The organism is Streptomyces sp. Da 82-17, assembly GCF_046098215.1.
In the GTDB taxonomy this organism is placed as follows: domain Bacteria; phylum Actinomycetota; class Actinomycetes; order Streptomycetales; family Streptomycetaceae; genus Streptomyces.
This window is the reverse complement of sequence record NZ_JBJURH010000036.1, coordinates 1-21,631: the sequence shown is the minus strand read 5'-3', so window position 1 is coordinate 21,631 and position 21,631 is coordinate 1. Positions and strand designations below refer to the sequence as shown.

Here is a 21,631-nt window from a genome sequence, read left to right as displayed (position 1 = left end):
GGTGGGGATCCGTGCCGGGTGGGGGTGGTCAAGGGCACAGGTCCATCGGCCATACTGCGCACCGTGGAAAAGCGCATGGACGAGAACGCCGCTCCCCTGCACGTGCACGCCGCGTCGACGGACCCGGGCTTCATCCCCGGCATCACCCCGTCGAAGCCCGTGGCGACCGAGGACGCCGACGCCCCCGTCGATCCGGCGTCCGCACCCGAGCCCGAGCGGGACGAGGAACAGACCACGGCCGACGGGCCGGACACGGAGCCGGAGGCGGCGGACGCCGAGGACACGGCGGACGCTCCGGACGAGGACACCGAGGACGCCGAGGACGCGGACGCCGAGGACGCCGAGGGCGGCGGGATGAAGGCGGACGGCCCCGCCTTCGAAGCCCTCGACCACCGCGGCTCCATCACCGTCGACGGCACCGGCCTCCGCTTCCGACTCGACGACCAGGAATGCGAGTTCGACTGGGACGAGCTCGGCGCCGTCGAGCACGCCACGTCCCGCTTCGGCCGCCGTCTGACGGTCACGGCCCACACCCTCCAGGGCCGCGCCTACCCGGCCGAGGTCCAGGCCCCGGACAAGGCGACCCTGAAGCGCTGGTCGGACGAGCTGGACGAGGTGCTCGACGCGCACTTCGAGGAGTGAGGGCCGCGCTCCGCGAGGGCTGATCCGGGAGGGATACTGTCCGCAGCGGGGCCGTACGGGTGCGTGCCCGGCCCGCGCCCCGCGTCCCGCCCGCCCGGCAGCCCCGCAACCCCGCAGCCCCGAGGAGTTCGCAGTGAATCGCCCCACCGCCCGCGACGTCGCCGCGTTGGCCCAGGTGTCGCGGGCCGCCGTGTCGTTCGTGTTCAGCGGGCGGGCCGAGGGCAACCTCTCCGCGGAGACACAGGCGCGGATCAAGAAGGCGGCCAGGGAGCTCGGGTACCGGCCCGACGAGGTGGCTCGGTCCCTGCGCAAGCGCCGCAGCGCCGTGCTCGGGCTGCTCAGCGACGAGATCGCGACCAGCCCGTTCGCGGGCCGCATGGTGCTCGGCGCGATGGAGGCGGCCAGGGAGCGCGGCCACCAGGTGCTGCTCCTGGAGTCCCGCCTCGACCCGGCCGCCGAGGCCGAGGCCGTCGCCGAACTGCGCGCCCGCCGGGTCGACGGAGTCGTGTACGCGGCGATGTCGATGCGCCGCACGGCCGTGCCGCAGGGCATCGACCCGGAACGCGCCGTGCTCGCCAACTGCCTTCCGCAGGAGCCCGGTTCGTACGCCTCGGTGGTCGCGCACGAGCGGGCCGGGGGCCGGGCCGCCGTGGACGCGCTGATCGACGCGGGCCACCGGGACATCGCGCTGCTCGGCGGCGAGACGGACAACATCGCGGCGTCCGACCGGACCCGCGGCTTCCGCGACGGGCTGCGCGCGGCGGGCATCACCGCACGCGAGGAGTGGGTGCTGCGCGCGGGCTGGCAGATCGACGAGGGGTACGCGGCGGCGCTCCGCGTCCTCGACCGGGCCGAGCGGCCGACGGGCCTCGTGTGCGCCAACGACCGGGTGGCCGCGGGCGCGCTGCTCGCGGCGGCCCGCCTCGGCATCGACGTGCCGGGCGAGCTGTCGGTGGTGGGGTACGACGACCAGGACCAGATGGCCGACCGCCTGGTCCCGGCCCTGACCACGGTCGCCCTGCCGCACCTGGAGATGGGCGCGACGGCGGTCCGGATGCTCCTCGACGCGGCGGACGCGGACACTCCGGTGGACCGCACGGCGGCCGTCCGCCTCAAGTGCCCGTTGATCACCCGCGATTCGGTCCGCCCGCCGAAGGCCTGAGACCGCCCGGGCCCGGCAGCCCCACCCGCGCCCCCTCGGCCCCGCCCGCCCCCTGACCGGCCACGATGCGCCGCCCTCCCCCGCCCGCGACAATGAAGACGTCAGGGAAGCACATCGAGGTCGGGTCCGGGTCCGGGCATGCGGAAGCTGATTGCGTGGGTGTTCATGTACTCCCTCGACGGCCTGCTCGCCGAGGAGGGCACCGACTACTGGCGCTACTGCTTCGCCCTCCCCGCCGACCCGGCCGCCCTGCGCCAGAAGGTCGAGCTGTACGAGAGCGCGTACGCGCACATCATGGGCCGGGCCACGTACGAGGCGATGGCGGAGGCACTGCCGCAGGCCGACCACCCGTTCTCCGGCATCCTCGACGCAGGCCGCAAGGTCGTCTTCTCCCGCACCCTGCGCACCGCCGACTGGCCTGGCACCGACATCGCCGCGGGTGACACCAGGGAAGAGGTCGACCGCCTGCGGCTGCGCGGGGACGGCCACATCGTGGTCTGGGGCGGCGTCGGCTTCTGGCGCTCGCTCATCCGGCTCGACCTGATCGACGAGTTCCGCTTCGATCTGCACCCGTACGTCGCGGGCGAGGGCACCCGACTCTTCGACGGCTTCCCCGCCTCGTACCGGCTCGACCTGGTCTCCGCCGCCGAGCACGGCAACGGGGTCGTGGAGCTGCGCTACCGCCGACCCCGCTGACTTCACCCGCCGGGACGCCCCGCCGACCCGCCCGCCAGGACGGGCCGCTGACTCACCCGCCGGGACGCGTCCCGCTCACTCGGCCGCCTCCCAGGCGCGCACGGCGACCTCCGCCGCGCCCGTGGTGACCTCGACGGTCAGCGGGCCCTCGGGGGCCGGGTACACCTTCTCCGTGACCATCGCCCGCTCGTCGAGGAACGCCTCGATCAGCGGACCGTCGACCAGCACGCGCAGCCGGGCGGCCGGGCCCGGCGGGACCGTCGCGACCAGCTGCGGGGTGCGCGGCTGCGGGTGCGTCGAGGCCGCCGGGGCCGCACTGCGGTCCAGGACGAGGGTGCCGCGGGTCGGGGTGACGCGCAGCGACAGGGCCGGTCCGAGTCCGAGGACGACCTCGGTGCCGGGCTGTGTGACGTCGACGTCCAGCTCCACCTCGTACGCCGCGGGCAGGGCGTCGCCCACCGTGAAGGGGCGGCCGCGCAGTGCGGTCAGCTCGCGGGCGGGGGCGAGGCGGAGGGTGCCGTCCGGGTGCACGCCGAGCTCGCGCGGGCAGGTCAGGCAGCCCGCCCAGCCGGCGGCGACCGACTCGTCCTCGGTGCGGGACTCCCAGCTCCAGCCCCAGACGAGGGTGCGCTCGTCCTCGACGAGGGCGGTGGCCGCGTAGAAGTCCCGGCCCTGGTCGAGCATGCCGCCGCCGCCGGCCACGAACCTCAACCCCTCGCCGTGGGCGCGCAGTTCACCGACGAGGTACGCGGTGGAGTACGTGATGTCGTCGATCCACAGGGACAGCATCAGCACCCAGCGCCCGTCCCCCGCCGGCACCAGCGCCGGGCACTCCCAGGCGGTCGCGGGCGCGGCGACGCGGGCGGCGACGGGGTCGGAGCCGTCGATCAGGGAGCCCGCGTACGTCCAGTCGGTGAGCGAGTCGACCCGGTAGAGGAGGACGTCGGCGCGGCCGTCGGCCCGGTGCCCGGCGCCGACGACCGCCCAGCGGCGGCCCTCGTGGGTGAAGAGGAAGGGGTCGCGGAAGGCGTTGAGGTCGAGGCCCTGCGGGGGTCCGGGGACGACCGGCTCGGGTTCGGCCTTGAGCTCGGTGAGGGAGTCGTCGGTGGCGCGGGCGAGCATGACGGAGCCGATGCCGTCGTGGCGGTCCATGCCGGTGTAGACGGCGGTGGGCACGCCGTCGTCGACGACCGCGCAGCCGGACCAGGCGCCGAGCGCGTCCCGGCCGCCGGGGGTGGGTGCGAGGGCGATGCCGTGGTCGGTCCAGTGCACGAGGTCCGGGCTGGAGGCGTGGCCCCAGTGGATGTCGCCCCAGACGGCGGCGCCGGGGTTGTGCTGGAAGAACAGGTGGTAGCGGCCCGCGTGGAAGACCGGCCCGTTGGGGTCGTTGCACCACTGCCCGGCGGCCGGCCGCACGTGGTGACGGGGGAGATTTCTGTCGGCCATGTCGCTGTCGCTTCCTCGTCGTGGATCTCTCGTCGAACCCTTGCCTTTTGGAACCTAACACGTGATAGTTGTGCCGCCCTAGCACGTGCTAGGAGCGGGGGTCCGAGCCGCACGTATCTCACGTATCGGGCCCACGGGAAACGGATTCCTACATTCCGGCATCATGAGCGGGCGCTGCGCGGGACACCGCAGTGCCTGCGCGCAAGGGAGCGCCATGACGACGCAGAGCCCTACGGCCTCGCCCACCGCCACGACAGCAGAGCCGGGGAAGAGCAGGCGGCGCCTGAACTTCTCGCTGATCAGCGCGGCCCTCTTCATGTTCTTCGTGACCTGGTCCCTGTCCTGGTCGCTGTTCTCCATCTGGCTCACCCAGGACATCGGCCTGAGCGCAGGCCGCAGCTCCCTGGTGATCAGCGCCAACGCCGTCGGCTGCCTGCTGACGATGCCGGTCTACGGCTTCCTCCAGGACCGGCTCGGCCTGCGCAAGAACCTGCTGTACTGGATCGGCGGCCTGATGCTGCTCGTCGGCCCGATGTACATCTACGTGTACGGGCCGCTGCTCAAGGCCCAGTTCGCGCTCGGCCTGATCGTGGGCTCGGCGTACCTGGCGATGGCGTTCGCGGTGGCGGTGGCCACACTGGAGAGCTACGCCGAGCGGCTCGGCCGGTTCCACGGCTTCGAGTTCGGCCGCGCCCGGATGTTCGGCTCACTCGGCTGGGCTGCGGCGACCTTCTTCGCGGGGCGTCTCTTCAACATCGACCCGGCGCTCAACTTCTGGGCCGCGTCCGGCAGTGCGGCCGTCTTCGTCGCGCTGCTCGTCGCGATCCGGGTGACCGACGGCCGCCGCGCCGCCGCCGTCGACCACGCCGCCGCGTCGGTCTCGCTCGCCGACGTCCGCTCCCTGCTGCGCTACCCCGCGTTCTGCGGCCTGCTCCTGTTCGTGGTCGCGGTGACGGCGACGTACAACACGTACGACGCGATGTTCCCGTCCTACTTCGCCTCGCTGTTCTCGTCCACGGCCGAGGGCAACCGGATGTACAGCGACCTGAACTCCGTGCAGGTGTTCCTGGAGGCGGGCGGGATGGCGCTCGCGCCGTTCCTGGTGAACCGGCTCGGGCCGAAGAAGTCGCTGCTCGTCTCGGGCTGCGTCATGGCGACCCGCATCTTCCTGTCGGGCCTGGTCACCGACCCGTTCGCGATCTCGGCGGTGAAGCTGCTGCACGCGGTCGAGCTGCCGATCATGCTGATCGCGATCTTCAAGTACATCAACCGGCACTTCGAGCCGCGGCTCTCCTCGTCGATCTACCTGGTCGGCTTCCAGCTCGCCACCCAGGTCGGCGCCGCGGTCATCTCCCCGCTGGCGGGCCTCGGCTACGACGCCCTGGGCTACGCCCCGACCTACCTCGTCATGTCCGTCTGCGTCGCCGCGTTCACGGCCCTCTCGGTATGGACCCTCCGCCCGGACGCGAAGGGACTGCCGGAGCCGGTCCCGACCGCGCTGCCGGAGCCGGAGCCGGAACCGGCGAGGGTCTGAACTCCCTTGCATCGAGGGCGTACGAGGGGAGGGGCGCCCGGTCGACCGGGTGCCCCTCCCCTCCTTCGGGTGCGGTGCACGTCAGACGGCGGCCGGAACCGGAGCAGCTGTGGGCGCGGGCGACGTGGCCGTCACCGGTGTCGACTGGGCGTCCGTGCGGGCCAGTTCGCGGCGGAGGCGGGTGAAGGGGCGGGGGCGGTCGAGGGCGAGGACCGCGGTGGTGCGGGCGTCGCGCTCGTAGACCGCGAGGAAGCCGCCCTCCTCCGTGGAGCCCTCGACGACGCGCGGGACGTCGCCCTGTTCGCGGCGGCCGGCGAACTGGATGCGGGAGCCGTACTGGTCGGACCAGAAGTACGGCAGCGGGCGGACGTGTTCGACGGTGTGCCCGGCGAGCAGGTTGCGGACGGCGACGCGGGGCTGGGCCGTGGCGCTGGTCCAGTGCTCGGCGCGGTGGCCGCCGACGCGGGCCACGTCGCCGACCGCGACGACCTGCGGGAGGTTGGTGACGCAGCCGTCGTCGCAGAGCACCCCGTCGTGGACGGCGAGGGTGGAGCCGGCCAGCCACTCGGTGTTGGGGGTCGCGCCGATGCCGACGACGACCACGTCGGCGGGGAAGAGGCGTCCGTCGGCGAGGCGCACGCCGGTCACCGCGGTCTCGCCCTCGATGGCGGCGACGCCCGTACCCGTGACGAGGCGGACGCCGCCGCGCTCGTGCAGCCGGGCGACGACCGCGGCCATCTCCGGGCCGAGTTGCGGGAGCAGCGGCATCGGCGCGGCCTCGACGACCGTGACGTCGTGGCCCATCGCCGCGCAGGACGAGGCGGTCTCGGCGCCGATGAAGCCGCCGCCGATGACGACGACGCGCTGCGTGCCGCGCCGCAGGTCGGTGCGGAGCGCGCGGGCCTCGTCGAGGGTGCGGAGCGTGTGGACGCCGGGCAGGAGCGGGCCGGGGAGGCGGCGGGCGCGGGCGCCGGTGGCGATGACGACGCCGTCGGTGGAGACGGTGCGGCCGTTCTCCAGGAGTACGGTGCGGCCGCGGGCGTCGAGGCCGCGGGCGCGGACGCCGAACATCCACTCGGCGCCGAGTTCCAGGGTCTCCTCGTCGTCGGAGAGCGCGAGGTCCTCCTCGGTGGCCTTGCCGGCGAGGAAGTCCTTGGACAGCGGCGGCCGGTCGTAGGGCCGGTGCTGCTCCTCGCCGACGATCACCAGTCGGCCGTCGAAGCCCTGCGCCCGCAGTTCCCGGGCGGCGTACAGTCCGGCGAGCGAGGCGCCCACCACGGTCACGGTCCTCATGAGGCTGTGCCTTTCTCGTCGATCTCGGGATAGCAGGCGGGGCGGGGCCGGCGACCTCAGGCCGCGGCGTTCTCCTCGTCGCCGCGGTGGACGTGGATCATGCCGTCCTCCACGGTGACGCGGTGCGTGCGGACGGGGCGCCGGGCCGGGAGGCAGGTGGGCTTGCCCGTGCGCAGGTCGAACGAGGCCTCGTGGAGCGGGCATTCGACCAGGCAGCCCTCCAGGAGTCCCTCGGAGAGCGAGGCGTCCTGGTGGGTGCAGGTGTCGTCGATGGCGTACAACTCGCCGTCCTCCGCGTGGAACACGGCGATGGGCGGTTCGACGTCCACGCGGACGGATGCGCCTTCAGGGAGCTCTTCGAGGCGGCAGACGGGAATCACGGGCACCCCTCTTGGTTCTGGACCGTTCGGTAACCTACTGTTCCGCATCACGCACTGACGTGCGTTGTGCGCAACAGAATCCGGGCGGGATGCCCCGTACGTCAAGAGGGTTCTCGCAGATGCGGTCCGAAGGCCGGCCGCGACGCCGTGGGAGGTGACCTATGCCCCGTGAACAAGTGCAGGTCAGAGCAGGTACGACGGACAGGGCGACGGCTACGGAAGCCACTCGGGAAGTGTCCGGATCGAGACCCCCGCGAGGGCCGTCGGAGCGGGCGGCGAAGGGGTCGGCCGGCTCGGTGCAGTCCGTGGACCGTGCGGTGAGCGCACTGGAGAGCCTGGCGCGGCACGGCGAGGCCGGAGTGGCCCTGATCGCCGAGGAGTTGGGGGTGCACAAGTCGACCGCGTTCCGGCTGCTCGGCGTTCTGGAGCAGCGCGGGCTCGTCAACCAGTCGGCGGACCGCGGCAAGTACTACCTCGGGGCCGGTGTGCTGCGCCTGGCGGGGGCGGCCGCAGCACGCATGGACATCTCGCAGGAGGGCGCGCCGGTCTGCCGCGACCTGGCCGACGAGCTGGGCGAGACGGTCAACATCGCGATCCTCGACGACGACGCGGCGGTCAACATCATGCAGGCCCGGGGCCCGGCCGCTGTCACCGCGCAGAACTGGCTCGGCCGCCGCACCCCGCTGCACGCCACGTCCAGCGGCAAGGTGCTGCTCGCGCATCTGCCGCCGACGCTGCGCGAGGGCCTGCTCGCCCGCAGCCTGCCGCGGTTCACCGCGCGTACGGTCGTCAACGCGGCCGCGCTGCGCGACGAGCTGGCGGAGGTGGGCGGGCGGGACTTCGCCGTGGCCGTCGAGGAGCTGGAGATCGGGCTCGCCTCCGTGGCGGCGCCGGCCCGATCGCACGACGGGAAGGTGCTCGGCGCGGTCAGCGTCTCCGGGCCGGTGTACCGGCTCACCGAGGACCGCATTCCGGAGCTCGCCCGGCGCACGGTCGAGGCGGCGGCCGAGCTGTCCCGGCGGATGGGGCACGGCCTGTGAGAACGCGCGACGCCCACCCCTGCGCCGTACACCTTTCGGGGCAGGTCGTGGGCACACGCGCCCTGACGGGGCGTCAGCATCGTTTTGCCAATGCTTGATTCGCACCCCTTGACGGCATCGTGAACGCGTTCCCAAGATGTGAGCCATCTCGTCTCTCATCGCGCAATGCGAAGCGCAGAGCGCAACATCAAGGGAGTTGGTCGTGCCACACGAGGTCCGCGCCGTCGTCGCCCTCAAGAAGGGCGCACCCGTCGAGGTGCAGACGATCGTCGTCCCCGATCCCGGCCCGGGAGAGGTCCTGGTCAAGGTGCAGGCCTGCGGGGTCTGCCACACGGATCTGCACTACCGGGAGGGCGCGATCAACGACGACTTCCCGTTCCTGCTCGGCCACGAGGCCGCGGGCACGGTCGAGTCGGTCGGCGACGGCGTCACGGACCTCGCCCCCGGCGACTACGTGGTGATCGCCTGGCGCGCGCCCTGCGGCACCTGCCGTTCCTGTCGCCGCGGCCGCCCGTGGTACTGCTTCGACTCCCGCAATGCCGCGCAGCCGATGACCCTGCTCGACGGCACCCCGCTCAGCCCGGCCCTCGGCATCGGCGCGTTCGCCGAGAAGACGCTGGTCGCGGCCGGGCAGGCGGTGAAGGTCGACGCGGCCGCCCGCCCCGAGGCCGCGGGCCTGATCGGCTGCGGCGTGATGGCCGGGTACGGGGCGGCCGTCAACACCGGCAACGTGCAGCGCGGCGACACCGTGGCCGTGATCGGCTGCGGCGGCGTGGGCAACGCGGCCATCGCCGGGGCCTGCCTGAACGGCGCCCGCAAGGTCATCGCCGTCGACGTCGACGACAAGAAGCTCGACGTGGCCGAGAAGTTCGGCGCGACCCACACCATCAACTCCCGCGGCACGGACCCCGTCGAGGCGGTCCGCGCCCTCACCGACGGCTTCGGCGTCGACATCGCCATCGACGCGGTCGGCCGCCCGGAGACGTACAAGCAGGCCTTCTACATGCGCGACCACGCAGGCACCCTGGTCCAGGTCGGCGTGCCCGACCCGGACATGAAGGTCGAGATCCCGCTGATCGACCTGTTCGGCCGCGGCGGCGCGCTCAAGTCGTCCTGGTACGGCGACTGCCTGCCGACCCGCGACTTCCCGGTCCTCATCGACCAGTACCTGTACGGGCTGCTCGACCTGAACGGCTTCATCACCGAGACGATCGCCCTCGACCAGGTCGAGGAGGCCTTCGCCAAGATGCACCGGGGCGAGGTGCTCCGCTCCGTCGTCGTGCTCTGACCCTCCCTCCCCCGGGCACCCGCCGGACTCCGGCACGCGCCCCAACTCCCTGCCTGCGTACGGCAATTCACCGGACCTCACCGCCCGAGGAGAGGCATGTCCAGCACACCCGAAAACGGCCCGGCCGCACCCGAGAACGGCCCGGACTCCGCCGGTTCCCGTGTCGTCGTCATCGGCGCCGGCATCGTCGGCTGCTCCCTCGCCGACGAGCTCACCGCCCGCGGCTGGAGCGACGTCACCGTCCTCGAACAGGGCCCCCTGCCCGCCCCCGGCGGCTCCACCTCGCACGCCCCCGGCCTGGTCTTCCGTACGAGCCCGTCGAAGACCCTCACCGAGTTCGCCAAGTACACCGTGGAGAAGTTCAACTCTCTTCAAGTGGACGGGCTTTCGTGCTTCAACCCGGTCGGCGGGCTCGAACTCGCGACCACCCCCGAGCGCTGGGCCGACCTGCACCGCAAGGCCGGCTGGGCCGCCGCCTGGGGTGTGCGCGGCGAGCTGGTGTCGGCGGCCCGCTGCAAGGAACTCTGGCCGCACATCGACGAGTCGAAGGTCCTCGGCGGCTTCCACACCCCGGAGGACGGCCTCGCCCGCGCCCTGCTCGCCGCCCGCGCCCAGATGGAGCGGGCCGAGCAGCGCGGCGCCACGTTCCTCGACCGGCACACCGTGACCGGCATCGAGCAGGAGGACGGCCGGGTCACCGCCGTCGTCACCGACCGGGGCACGTTCCCGGCCGACCACGTGGTGTCCGCCGCCGGATTCTGGGGCCCGGTCGTCGGCCGCATGGCCGGCGTCGATGTACCGCTGCTCCCCCTCGCCCACCAGTACGCGAAAACGAAGCCGCTGCCCGAGCTCGCCGGGGCCAACGACCCGCGTACCGAGGCGTCCCGGCCGATCCTGCGGTTCCAGGACCGCGACCTGTACTTCCGCGAGCACACCGACCGCATCGGCATCGGCTCCTACGCCCACAAGCCGCTGCCCGTCGACCCGTTCGCGCTGCTCGACTACGACACGGCCCGCGCGAACAACATGGCTATGCCGTCCTCGTACCCGTTCACCGAGGAGGACTGGGCGCCGAGCTGGGAGGACTGCAAGTGGCTGCTCCCGATGCTCCGGGACGCGGAGGTCGAGGAGGGCTTCAACGGGGTCTTCTCGTTCACGCCCGACGGCATGCCGTTGCTCGGCGAGGCCCGGCAGCTGCGCGGCTTCTGGCTCGCGGAGGCCGTGTGGGTCACGCACTCGGCGGGCGTCGCCAAGGCCGTGGCCGAGTGGATGGTCGACGGGAAGCCCTCCCTCGACCTGCACGAGTGCGACCTCACCCGGTTCGAGGACGCCCAGCGCTCCCCCGCGTACGTGCACGACCGCGGGGCGCGGCAGTTCGTCGAGGTGTACGACGTGCTGCACCCGCTGCAGCCCGCGGGCGACCCGAGGCCGCTGCGCGTCAGCCCCTTCCACGCCCGGCAGCAGGAGCTCGGCGCGGTCTTCCTGGAGGGCGGCGGCTGGGAGCGCCCGCACTGGTACGAGGCCAACTCGGCGCTGGCGGAAGGGATTTCACTGCCCGAGCGGGACGCCTGGTCGGCCCGCCACTGGTCGCCGATCGCCGCCGCCGAGGCGAGGGCCACGCGCGAGAAGGTGGCGCTGTACGACATGACGCCGCTGCGCCGCCTGGAGGTGACCGGCCCCGGCGCCCTGGACTTCCTGCAGCGCATGACGTCCAACAACCTCGCGAAGATGCCCGGCGCGGTCACGTACACGCTGCTCCTGAACGAGGACGGCGGCATCCGCTCCGACCTGACCGTGGCCCGGCTCGGCCGCGACCGGTTCCAGATCGGCGCCAACTCGCCCGCCGACCTCGACTGGCTGCTGCGGCACGCGCCCGCCCACGTGCACATCCGCGACATCACGTCCGGCACCTGCTGCATCGGCGTGTGGGGCCCGCTCGCCCGCGCCCTCGTGCAGCCGCTGACCCGCGACGACTTCTCGCACGAGGGCTTCGGCTACTTCCGCGCCAAGGAGACCTACCTCGGGCACGTCCCGGTCACCGCGATGCGCCTGTCGTACGTGGGTGAGCTGGGCTGGGAGCTGTACACCAGCGCCGACCTGGGGCTCCGGCTCTGGGACACGCTCTGGGAGGCCGGGCGGGAGCACGGGGTGATCGCGGCCGGCCGGTCCGCGTTCAACAGCCTCCGCCTGGAGAAGGGCTACCGCTCCTGGGGCCACGACATGACCACCGAGCACAACCCGTACGAGGCGGGCATCGGCTTCGCCGTCCGCATGGACCGCGGCGACTTCCTGGGCCGCGACGCCCTCGCTCAACTCGGCGAGCCCGCGCGGAAGTTGACGCCGCTGCTGCTCGACGACCCGGCCGCCGTCGTCCTCGGTCACGAGCCCGTGCACGTCGACGGCGCCCCCGCCGGGTACGTCACCAGCGCCTCGTACGGCTACACCCTCGGCCGCTGCGTCGCCTACGCGTGGCTGCCGCCGCTGCCCGAGGGGGCCGGAGTGCACATCGAGTACTTCGGCGAGAAGGTTCCGGCGACGGTCGCCGAAGAGCCGCTGTTCGACCCCCAAATGGCCCGCATCCGCCGCTAGTTCGAGTTTCCTCAAGCGACCTCACGAGGAGTACGTACGTGACGACGACCCCCGTCGCCCCCAGCCTCATGGCCACCCTCCCCGGGCACTACTACACCGACCCCGCGCTGTTCCGCCTGGAGCAGGAGCGCGTCTTCGAGACCATGTGGTTCTGCGCCGTGCGCAGCGCCGACCTGGAGAAGCCCGGCGCGTTCCGGACCGTGCAGGTCGGCCGGGAGAGCGTCCTGATCACCCGGTCCCGCACCGGTGAGCTGCGCGCGTTCCTGAACGTCTGCCGGCACCGCGGCGCCCAGCTGTGCACCGAGGAGTCCGGCGAGGTGCGGCGCAACCTGCAGTGCCCGTACCACGCGTGGACGTACGACCTCGACGGCAAGCTCGTCGCCGCGCCCAACCTGACGAAGATGCCGGACGTGGACCGCTCCGAGTACGGCCTGATCAAGGTCGCGCTGCGGGAGTGGCTCGGCTACGCCTGGGTGTGCCTGGCCGACGAGCCGCCGTCCTTCGAGGAGACGGTGATCGGCGCGGCCGTGGAGCGCCTCGGCGACGTCGCGGCCATCGACCACTACCGCACCGAGGGCCTCGCGCTCGGCAAGCGCATCCGTTACGACGTGAAGGCGAACTGGAAGCTGATCGTCGAGAACTTCATGGAGTGCTACCACTGCGCGACCATCCACCCCGAACTCACCGAGGTCCTCCCGGAGTTCGCGGACGGCTACGCGGCGCAGTACTACGTCGGCCACGGCGCCGAGTTCGGCGACGACGTCAAGGGCTTCACCGTCGACGGCAGCGAGGGCTTCGCCAAACTGCCCGAGGTCGCCGACGACCAGGACCGCCGCTACTACGCGATGACGGTCAAGCCGACCGTGTTCGTGAACCTGGTCCCGGACCACGTGATCCTGCACCGGATGTTCCCGCTCGCCGAGGACCGCACGATCGTCGAGTGCGACTGGCTGTACGCGCCCGAGGTCGTCGACTCCGGCGCCGACCTGTCGAAGTCGGTCGAGCTGTTCCACCGGGTCAACGCCCAGGACTTCGAGGCCTGCGAGCGCACCCAGCCCGCGATGAGCTCCCGCGCCTACCGCGCCGGCGGCGTCCTCGTGCCGACCGAGCACCACATCGTCATCTTCCACGAGTGGCTGCTGCAGCAGCTGGGAGGCGAGCATGCCTGACCTGTTCATCGACGGTACGTGGACCTCCCCGCGGGAAGGGCGCACGCGCGAGATCCGCTGTCCCGCCGACGGTTCGCTCGTCGCGGTCGTCGACGAGGCGGACGGCAAGGACACCCTGGACGCGATCGCGGCCGCCCGGCGCGCGTTCGACGAGGGCCCCTGGCCGCACACCACCGGCGCCGAGCGCGGCGACCTGCTGCTTCGCGTCGCCGACCTGCTCGTCCGCGACAAGGACTCCCTCGCCCGCGCGGAGTCCCTCGACACCGGCAAACGCCTGGTGGAGAGCGCGTACGACATGGACGACATCGCCAACTGCTTCCGGTACTTCGGCAGGTCGGCCGCGGCCGACGCGGGCCGGGTCGTCGAGACGGGCGTGCCGGACCAGGAGAGCCGGGTCGTGCACGAGCCGGTCGGCGTGTGCGCGCTGATCACCCCGTGGAACTACCCGCTGCTGCAGACCGCGTGGAAGGTCGCGCCCGCGCTCGCCGCCGGCAACACCTTCGTCCTGAAGCCCAGCGAACTCACCCCGCACACCGCGATCCACCTCGTCCGGCTGCTCGCCGAGGCCGGACTCCCCGACGGGGTCGCCAACCTGGTCCTCGGCGCGGGCCCCGAGGCGGGCGGCCCGCTCGCCGAACACCCGGACGTCGACCTGGTGTCGTTCACCGGCGGCCTCGCCACCGGCCGGCACCTGATGGCGACCGCCGCGGCCACGGTGAAGAAGGTCGCCCTCGAACTCGGCGGCAAGAACCCCAACATCGTCTTCGCGGACGCCGACTTCGAGGCGGCCGTCGACATGGCGCTCACCGCGGTGTTCCTGCACTCCGGCCAGGTCTGCTCGGCCGGCACCCGGCTCCTCGTCGAGGACTCGCTGCACGACCGGTTCGTCGACGAGCTGGTGCGCAGGGCGGAACGCATCCGGCTCGGCGGCCCCTTCGACGACCGCGCCCAGACCGGCCCGCTGATCTCGGCGGCCCACCGCGCGAAGGTCGAGGCGTACGTCGAACGCGGCCTGCGGGAAGGGGCGGTGCTGCGCTGCGGCGGGGCCCGGCCCTCCGGCGCGGAGTACGACAACGGCTTCTACTACCTGCCGACGGTCCTGGACGCGTGCACGGACGGCATGTCGGTGGTCCAGGACGAGTCGTTCGGTCCGGTCCTCACGGTCGAGCGGTTCACCGACGAGCAGGAGGCCGTACGCCTCGCCAACTCCAGCATCTACGGCCTCGCGGGCGCCGTCTGGACGAGCGACGAGGCGCGGGCGAGCCGGGTCGCGTCCCGGCTGCGCCTCGGCACGGTGTGGATCAACGACTTCCACCCGTACGTCCCGCAGGCCGAGTGGGGCGGCTACAAGCAGTCCGGCTTCGGCCGCGAGCTGGGGCCCGCCGGGCTCGCCGAGTACCGCGAGACGAAGCACATCTGGCGCAACACCCGCCCGGTTCCGCAGGGCTGGTTCGCATAACCGAACCCCGAGGAGACGCGCATGAATCCGACTCCGACTCCACCCTCCGACGACAGGGACGACGCCGAACTGGAGGAGTTCGGCTACCGTCCCGAACTCAAGCGCACCCTAGGCAACTTCCACACCTTCGCCGCCGGCATCAGCTACATCTCCATCCTCACCGGCACCTTCCAGCTCTTCTACTTCGGCTACGCGAACGGCGGCCCGGCCTACTGGTGGTCCTGGCCGATGGTGTTCGTCGGCCAGTTCATGGTGGCCCTCTGCTTCGCGGAGCTCGCCGCCCGCTATCCGGTCGCCGGCTCGGTCTACAACTGGGCGAAGAAGGTGGGCAATCCGCACGTCGGCTGGCTCGCGGGCTGGATGATGCTGCTCGCCTCGGTCGTGTCGATCGCGGCCGTCGCCCTCGCCTACCAGCTGACGCTGCCGCAGATCTCGTCGTTCTTCCAGTTCGTGGGCGACGGCACGGGCCGGTACGACGTGGCCACGAACGCGGTGATCCTGGCCGCCGTGCTGATCCTGTTCACCACGCTCGTCAACGCCTTCGGCGTCAAGCTGATGGCCCGGATCAACACCGCCGGCGTGTTCATCGAGCTGATCGCCACCGTCGTACTGATCGTGCTCTTCGCGGTGCACGTCGTGCGTGGCCCGCAGGTGGTCACCGAGACGGCCCACACGGGGGACGGCCAGTCCTTCGGCTATCTCGGCGCCTTCCTCGTCGCCTCGCTCGCCTCCGCGTACGTGATGTACGGCTTCGACACCGCGGCCTCGCTGGGCGAGGAGTCCCTCGACCCGTCGCGGAACGCGCCGCGCGCCATCATCCGCTCGATCGTCGCCTCGTTCGTCCTCGGCGGGCTGATCCTGCTGCTCGCCCTGATGAGCGTCTCCTCGCTGCGCGGCGAGAAGCTGTCCTCGGACGGACTGCAGTACGTGGTCCTGGACGTGCTCGGGCCCACGGCCGGCAAGGCCATGCTGTGGTGCGTGCTCATCGCCGTCACGGTCTGCGCCCTGGCCGTGCACACGGCCGCGATCCGGCTCGCGTTCGCGATGTCCCGCGACAACAACCTGCCCGCGGCCTCGCTGCTCGCCCGGGTCAGCCCGCGCTTCAAGACGCCCGTGGCGCCCGCGATCGTCATCGGTGTGCTGTCGCTCGCGATCCTCGTCGTGAACATCCGCCAGCCGCAGATCTTCACCGTCGTCACCAGCATCGGCATCATCATGATCTACGCGGCGTATCTGCTGGTCACCGTGCCGATGCTGGTCGCCCGGCTGCGCGGCAAGTGGCAGCCCGCCGAGGGCAGGTTCTCGCTCGGCCGCTGGGGGCTGCCCGTCAACGTCCTCGCCGTGCTGTGGGGCGGGGCCATGACCGTCAACCTGCTCTGGCCGCGCGCCGCCGTCTACAACGCCACCGCCCCGTACCACTGGTATCTGCGCTGGGGCGCCGTCCTGTTCGTCGGCCTGATCGCCGGCGGCGGATTCGCCTACTACTGGTTCGTCCAGCGGCACCGCACCGGCGTCCTCGCCGAGCACGCGGCCCAGTCCCCCGCACCACCTGCTGCCACCCCTGCCGCCGACCTGGAGGAGGTCACCACCTCATGAGTTCCGAAGCGACTGTTCCCGCCGATGTCTTCGACTACGTGGTCGTCGGCGGCGGCACCGCGGGCAATGTCGTCGCGGCCCGCCTCTCCGAGGACCCGAACGTCACCGTGTGCGTCCTGGAGGCCGGACCGAGCGACGTCGGCGACGCCGACGTCCTCCAACTCGACCGCTGGATGGGCCTGTTGGAGTCCGGGTACGACTGGGACTACCCGGTCGAGCCGCAGTCCAGCGGCAACAGCTTCATGCGGCACGCCCGCGCCAAGGTGCTCGGCGGCTGCTCCTCGCACAACTCCTGCATCGCCTTCTGGGCCCCGGCCGAGGACCTCGACGCGTGGGCGGCCGGCGGCTGTACGGGCTGGACGGCCGAGGAACTCTTCCCGCTCTACCAACGCCTGGAGAACAACGACGCCCCCGGCGACCACCACGGCCGCTCCGGCCCGGTGAAGCTGCGCACCCTCAAGGGCGCGGACGACCCGTGCGGCAACGCCCTGTTGGAGGCCTGCGCCCAGGCGGGCATCCCGACGACGCCGTTCAACACCGGGAAGACGGTGATCCGCGGCGCCAACTGGTTCCAGATCAACTCGGACGAGAACAACGTCCGCCAGTCGTCCTCGGTCGCCTACCTCCACCCGATCATGGGCAAGCGCCCCAACCTGGAGGTGCGTACGGGCGTCCGCGCGAAGCGCCTGGTCTTCGAGGGGCGCCGCTGCGTGGGTACGGAGTACCTGGACCCGGACCAGATCCACACCCGCACGATCCGCGCCCGCCGCGAGGTGATCGTCTCCTGCGGCTCGATCGACACCCCGAAGCTGCTGATGCTCTCCGGCATCGGCCCGTCGACCCACCTGCGCGAGACGGGCGTCGACGTGCTGGTCGACTCGCCGGGCGTCGGCGAGAACCTCCAGGACCACCCCGAGGGCGTGATCATGTGGCAGGCCAAGCAGCCCATGACCACCAAGTCCAGCCAGTGGTGGGAGGCCGGCATCTTCTACGACACCGAGCCGGGCCTCGACCGCCCCGACCTGATGTTCCACTACGGCCAGGTGCCGTTCGACATGAACACCGCCCGGCACGGCTACCCGACGACGGACAACGCGTTCTGCCTCACCCCGAACGTCACCCGCGCCCGCTCCAAGGGCACGGTCCGGCTGCGCACGCGTGACTTCCGGGACAAGCCGATGGTCGACCCGCGCTACTTCACCGACGAGCACGACGTCCGCGTGATGACGTACGGCCTGAAGCTGGCGCGCCGCATCGCCGAACAGCCGGCGCTCAGCGGCTGGGCGGGCGCGGAACTGGCTCCGGGCCCGGACGTCCGCACCGACGACGAGCTCCTGGACTACATCCACAAGACCCACAACACCGTCTACCACCCGGCGTGCACGGTGAAGATGGGCGCCGACGACGACCCCCTCGCCCCCCTCGACGCCCGCCTCCGCGTCAAGGGCGTGGACGGCCTGCGCGTCGCCGACGGCTCGGTCATGCCGGACCTGGTGACGGTCAACCCGTGCATCACGACGATGATGATCGGCGAAAAGTGCGCGGACCTGCTGAGGCAGGACGCAGGCTGACCTCCGGGACGCCTGAGGGGCGCGGGGAACTGCGCGAGCGGCCACGACGAAAGCCGCAGACGAACGACGGCCCCGGGGTCCGGGGCGGAGCCCCGGAGGTGTCCGCTGAGGACTTTCGGGAAGGGGCGGGGTGGGGGAAAGCTCACCCCAACCCCGCCACCTCCCGCCGCACCGCCGCGACCCGCTCCGCGAGTTCCCGCGCGTCGGGTACAGGGCTGTCCCGCAACAGCCCCTCGACCCGCCCCAGTTCCGCCACCGCCGCGGCGACCCGCTCCCCCACCCCCGCCCGCGCCGCCGCCAACTCCTGCTTCTTGCGGTGCAGTTCGAGGAATACGTTCACCTTGGTACGCAGCACCCACGGGTCGATCGGCTTGGTCAGGAAGTCCGCCGCGCCGACCGCGTACCCCCGATACGTGTAGTCCGCGTCGGGGTTGACCCCGGTGACGAGGATGATCGGGACGTTCTTCGTCTGGTCGAGCCGCTTGATCGCCCCGGCGGTCTCGAAGCCGTCCATGCCGGGCATGACGACGTCGAGCAGCACCACCGCGAACTCCTGCCGCAGCATCGCCTTCAACGCCTCCTCCCCGGACCGAGCGAGCACCAGCCGCTGGTGCAGCGGGCCGAGCACGGCCTCCAGGGCGAGGAGGTTCTCCTCCATGTCGTCGACGACGAGGATGTTGCACCGGTCCGGCGCCGGGGCGCTCACGACTCCTCCTCCGCCGGCCCGCCTCCGCCGCCCGGTTCGAGGAGGCCGACGATGACGGACAGCAGCCGGTCGACGTCCACGGGCTTCGGCACGTACTCGGACGCGCCGCTCTCGATGGCCTTGTCGCGGTCGCCGGGCATGGCCTTGGCGGTGAGGGCGATGATCGGGAGGTGCGCGAGCCGGGGTGTGCTGCGGATCGCCTGGATCATCTCGTACCCGTCCATCTCGGGCATCATGATGTCCATCAGGACCACGGACACGTCCGGGCTGCGCTGCAGTACCTCGAGGCCCTCGCGGCCGTTCTCCGCGTACTTGACGGTGATGCCGACGCGGCCGAGGACATGCGTCAGGGCGAACACGTTGCGGATGTCGTCGTCGACGATGAGGATGCGGCGCCCGGCGAGCAGCTGCCCGGTGTGCCCGCTGAGCCACTCCTTGAGCCGGGTGGTCTGCGGCCAGGTGTCCTCCCGCGTCTCGCTCAGCGCGACGGGTACGTGCACGGGCACGGGCTCGTCGACCGGCCCCTCGTCGAGCGCGGGCACGACGTCCGGCACCGACGGCACGTCCTCCGGCGGGGTCCGCACCGCCGCCGCTTCGGCCGTACCGCTCCCGCCGGCGCCGCGCACGGTGCCGGGCGCGATGACCGTCGTACCGTCGACTTCCGTCGGGGGCAGGTCCGTTGCGGGCTCGGCGGCCGGTACGGACCCTCCGGGGTGGCGGGCCGGGAAGTAGAACGTGAACTGGGAGCCGACGCCCAGCTCGCTCTCGGCGACGATCCGGCCGCCGAGCATACGGGCGATCTCCCGGCTGATGGACAGGCCGAGCCCGGTGCCGCCGTACTTCCGGTTGGTGGTGCCGTCGGCCTGCTTGAACGCCTCGAAGACGACGGGGAGTTTGTCGGGCGAGATGCCGATGCCGGTGTCCTTGACCCGGAACGCGATGACGTTCTCCGCGTTCTGCAGAGCGTCCCCGTCGAACTCCTCGCCCGACACCCGCTCGACGCGCAGCTCCACCGAGCCGGAGTGGGTGAACTTCACCGCGTTGGACAGCAGGTTGCGCAGCACCTGCTGGAGCCGCTGCTCGTCGGAGTACAGCTCGCGCGGCACGTCGTCGTCGACGCTGATGCTGAAGCCGAGCCCCCGGTCGGCGGTGAGCGGCCGGAACGTGGCGTCGACATAGGTGAGCAGCTTGTCCAGGGACAGCTCGACCGGGTGGACGTCCATCCGGCCCGCCTCGATCTTCGACAGGTCGAGGATGTCGCTGATGAGTTGGAGCAGGTCGGAGCCCGAGCGGTGGATGGTCGTGGCGAACTGCACGTCCTGCTCGGAGAGATGGCCGTCGGGGTTGTCGGCGAGCAGCCGGGCGAGGATGAGCAGCGAGTTGAGCGGGGTGCGCAGCTCGTGCGACATGTTCGCCAGGAACTCCGACTTGTACTGGGACGCGGTCGCGAGCAGCGCCGCCTTCTCCTCCAGGGCGGCGTTGGACCGCTGCAACTCCTCGGAGCGCTGCCGGAGTTCGGCGGTCAGCCGCTGCGACTCCGAAAGCAGCGATTCCGTACGGGAGTTGGCGATGATGGTGTTGAAGGAGACGCCGATGGTGTTGGCGAACTGGTCGACGAACGACAGGTGCACGTCGCTGAACCTGCTGAGCGAGGCCAGTTCGATGACGCCGAGGAGTTTGCCCTCGAAGAGGATCGGCACGATGACGATGCTGGCCGGCAGGGCGCCGCCGAGGCCGGAGCTTATGGTGATGTACTCCGGCGGCGCGTCGGTGACGAGGATGCGCTTCTTCTCCTTGGCGGCCTGCGCGATCAGCCCGCGTCCGGGGGTGCCGGTGCCGGGCAGCGGACTGCCGCCGCCGGCCTGGTCGGTGCCGTACCCGGCGATGAACTGCAGGTCGTCACCGGTGCCCGCGCCGCTGGAGTCGACCAGGAAGAACGCGCCGAACTGGGCGTTCACCAGCGGGGTCAGCTCGCCGAGGATCAGCCCGGCGACCTCCACCAGGTCACGGTGGCCCTGCATCAGGGCGGCCATGCGGGTCAGGTTGGACTCCAGCCAGTCCTTGGCGCGGGTGGTCTCGCGGAGGTTGGCCACCATCAGGTTGATGTTGTCCTTCAGCTCGGCGACCTCGCCGCGGGCCTCGACGGCGATGGACCGGGACAGGTCGCCCTGGGTGACGGCGCTGGCGACCTCGGCGATGGCGCGTACCTGGGTGGTGAGGTTGGAGGCCAGCTCGTTGACGCCGGTGGTGAGCCGCTTCCAGGTGCCGTAGACGCCCTCGACGCGGGCCTGGCCGCCCAACTGGCCCTCGCTGCCGACCTCTCGGGCCACGCGGGTGACCTCGGAGGAGAACGAGGAGAGCGTGTCGACCATCGTGTTGATGGTGGTCTTCAGCTCCAGGATCTCGCCGCGCGCATCCACGTCGATCTTCTTCGACAGGTCGCCCTGGGCGACGGCGGTGGCGACCTGCGCGATGTTCCGCACCTGCGACGTCAGGTTGTCCGCCATGAAGTTGACGTTCTCGGTGAGGTCCTGCCACACACCGGAGATGCCGTGCACCTGCGCGCGCCCGCCGAGGTTGCCCTCGGTGCCCACCTCGCGGGCGACGCGGGTGACCTCGTCGGCGAAGGCGCGCAGCTGGTCGACCATCGTGTTGACGGTGTCCTTGAGCTGCTGGATCTCGCCGCGCGCGTCCACGGTGATCTTCTTGGACAGGTCGCCGTCGGCCACGGCCGTGGTGACCTGGGCGATGTTGCGCACCTGCGACGTCAGGTTCGACGCCATGAAGTTGACGTTGTCCGTCAGCTCCTTCCACACCCCCGACACCCCCCGCACCTGCGCCTGCCCGCCGAGGTTGCCCTCCGTACCCACCTCACGCGCCACCCGCGTCACCTCGTCGGCGAACGCGGAGAGCTGGTCGACCATCGTGTTGATGGTCGACTTGAGCTCCAGGATCTCGCCCTTGGCCTCGACGGTGATGGTCTTGCCGAGGTCGCCCTGGGCGACGGCGGTGGCGACCTGGGCGATGTTCCGTACCTGTGAAGTCAGGTTCGACGCCATG

The 21,631-nt window shown here is 71.6% G+C and carries 16 protein-coding genes; 11 read left to right on the top strand and 5 right to left on the bottom strand.

Features of this window, described 5'->3' with window-relative positions:
- Window positions 1-63 precede the first annotated feature (63 nt).
- The 3 genes from ACIDOF_RS36365 to ACIDOF_RS36355 all read left to right on the top strand — a co-directional run bounded on the left by ACIDOF_RS36365 (window position 64) and on the right by ACIDOF_RS36355 (window position 2,500).
- Window positions 64-642: a hypothetical protein gene (locus ACIDOF_RS36365; protein WP_409010535.1), complete on the top strand. Its 579-nt coding sequence runs from the start codon at window positions 64-66 to the stop codon at window positions 640-642.
- A 133-nt stretch (window positions 643-775) separates the two neighbouring features.
- Complete coding sequence (locus tag ACIDOF_RS36360) at window positions 776-1,804, top strand: LacI family DNA-binding transcriptional regulator (protein WP_409010534.1); 1,029 nt, start codon at window positions 776-778, stop codon at window positions 1,802-1,804.
- Window positions 1,805-1,942: 138 nt separating this feature from the next.
- Entirely contained in the window at window positions 1,943-2,500 is a 558-nt protein-coding gene (locus ACIDOF_RS36355; protein ID WP_409010533.1) for a dihydrofolate reductase family protein, read from the top strand.
- A 75-nt stretch (window positions 2,501-2,575) separates the two neighbouring features.
- Here ACIDOF_RS36355 and ACIDOF_RS36350 read toward each other — a convergent pair whose 3' ends face one another.
- Window positions 2,576-3,946, bottom strand: coding sequence for a glycoside hydrolase family 32 protein (locus tag ACIDOF_RS36350; protein ID WP_409010532.1), 1,371 nt, complete (start codon window positions 3,944-3,946; stop codon window positions 2,576-2,578).
- Window positions 3,947-4,160: 214 nt separating this feature from the next.
- On the opposite strand from ACIDOF_RS36350, the gene ACIDOF_RS36345 reads away from it, so the two are divergent.
- Window positions 4,161-5,480 carry an oligosaccharide MFS transporter gene (locus ACIDOF_RS36345; RefSeq protein ID WP_409010531.1) on the top strand — a complete coding sequence of 440 codons (1,320 nt, stop codon included), beginning with the start codon at window positions 4,161-4,163 and terminating at the stop codon, window positions 5,478-5,480.
- 81 nt (window positions 5,481-5,561) lie between these two features.
- Here ACIDOF_RS36345 and ACIDOF_RS36340 read toward each other — a convergent pair whose 3' ends face one another.
- The gene (locus ACIDOF_RS36340; protein WP_409010530.1) at window positions 5,562-6,773 is read right to left on the bottom strand and encodes an NAD(P)/FAD-dependent oxidoreductase; all 1,212 of its coding nucleotides are present in this window, start codon (window positions 6,771-6,773) and stop codon (window positions 5,562-5,564) included.
- A gap of 56 nt (window positions 6,774-6,829) precedes the next feature.
- Window positions 6,830-7,153, bottom strand: coding sequence for a bifunctional 3-phenylpropionate/cinnamic acid dioxygenase ferredoxin subunit (locus ACIDOF_RS36335; protein WP_409010529.1), 324 nt, complete (start codon window positions 7,151-7,153; stop codon window positions 6,830-6,832).
- Window positions 7,154-7,449: 296 nt separating this feature from the next.
- Here ACIDOF_RS36335 and ACIDOF_RS36330 point away from each other — a divergent pair, with 296 nt between their 5' ends.
- The 7 genes from ACIDOF_RS36330 (at window position 7,450) to ACIDOF_RS36300 (ending at window position 17,865) form a co-directional block, all read left to right on the top strand.
- Window positions 7,450-8,193 (top strand): IclR family transcriptional regulator, encoded by a 744-nt coding sequence (locus tag ACIDOF_RS36330; RefSeq protein WP_409010528.1) that lies wholly within the window; start codon window positions 7,450-7,452, stop codon window positions 8,191-8,193.
- A 202-nt stretch (window positions 8,194-8,395) separates the two neighbouring features.
- Window positions 8,396-9,481 (top strand): S-(hydroxymethyl)mycothiol dehydrogenase, encoded by a 1,086-nt coding sequence (locus ACIDOF_RS36325; protein ID WP_409010527.1) that lies wholly within the window; start codon window positions 8,396-8,398, stop codon window positions 9,479-9,481.
- A gap of 96 nt (window positions 9,482-9,577) precedes the next feature.
- Window positions 9,578-12,070, top strand: coding sequence for an FAD-dependent oxidoreductase (locus ACIDOF_RS36320; RefSeq protein ID WP_409010526.1), 2,493 nt, complete (start codon window positions 9,578-9,580; stop codon window positions 12,068-12,070).
- Window positions 12,071-12,138: 68 nt separating this feature from the next.
- Window positions 12,139-13,239, top strand: coding sequence for an aromatic ring-hydroxylating oxygenase subunit alpha (locus tag ACIDOF_RS36315; RefSeq protein WP_409010552.1), 1,101 nt, complete (start codon window positions 12,139-12,141; stop codon window positions 13,237-13,239).
- Window positions 13,232-14,698, top strand: a complete 1,467-nt coding sequence (locus tag ACIDOF_RS36310) for an aldehyde dehydrogenase family protein (protein WP_409010525.1) — start codon at window positions 13,232-13,234, stop codon at window positions 14,696-14,698. The genes ACIDOF_RS36315 and ACIDOF_RS36310 overlap by 8 nt, the downstream gene beginning before the upstream one ends.
- Window positions 14,699-14,719: 21 nt before the next feature.
- On the top strand, window positions 14,720-16,294 hold the full coding sequence (locus tag ACIDOF_RS36305; protein ID WP_409010524.1) for an APC family permease: 1,575 nt from the start codon (window positions 14,720-14,722) through the stop codon (window positions 16,292-16,294).
- Window positions 16,291-17,865 carry a GMC family oxidoreductase gene (locus ACIDOF_RS36300; protein WP_409010523.1) on the top strand — a complete coding sequence of 525 codons (1,575 nt, stop codon included), beginning with the start codon at window positions 16,291-16,293 and terminating at the stop codon, window positions 17,863-17,865. The genes ACIDOF_RS36305 and ACIDOF_RS36300 overlap by 4 nt, the downstream gene beginning before the upstream one ends.
- Window positions 17,866-18,007: 142 nt before the next feature.
- Here the strand turns inward: ACIDOF_RS36300 and ACIDOF_RS36295 are convergent, their stop codons facing one another.
- Complete coding sequence (locus ACIDOF_RS36295) at window positions 18,008-18,571, bottom strand: two-component system response regulator (RefSeq protein ID WP_409010522.1); 564 nt, start codon at window positions 18,569-18,571, stop codon at window positions 18,008-18,010.
- The coding region (locus ACIDOF_RS36290; RefSeq protein WP_409010521.1) for a HAMP domain-containing protein at window positions 18,568-21,631 on the bottom strand (3,064 nt) is incomplete at its 5' end. The genes ACIDOF_RS36295 and ACIDOF_RS36290, both read right to left, overlap by 4 nt.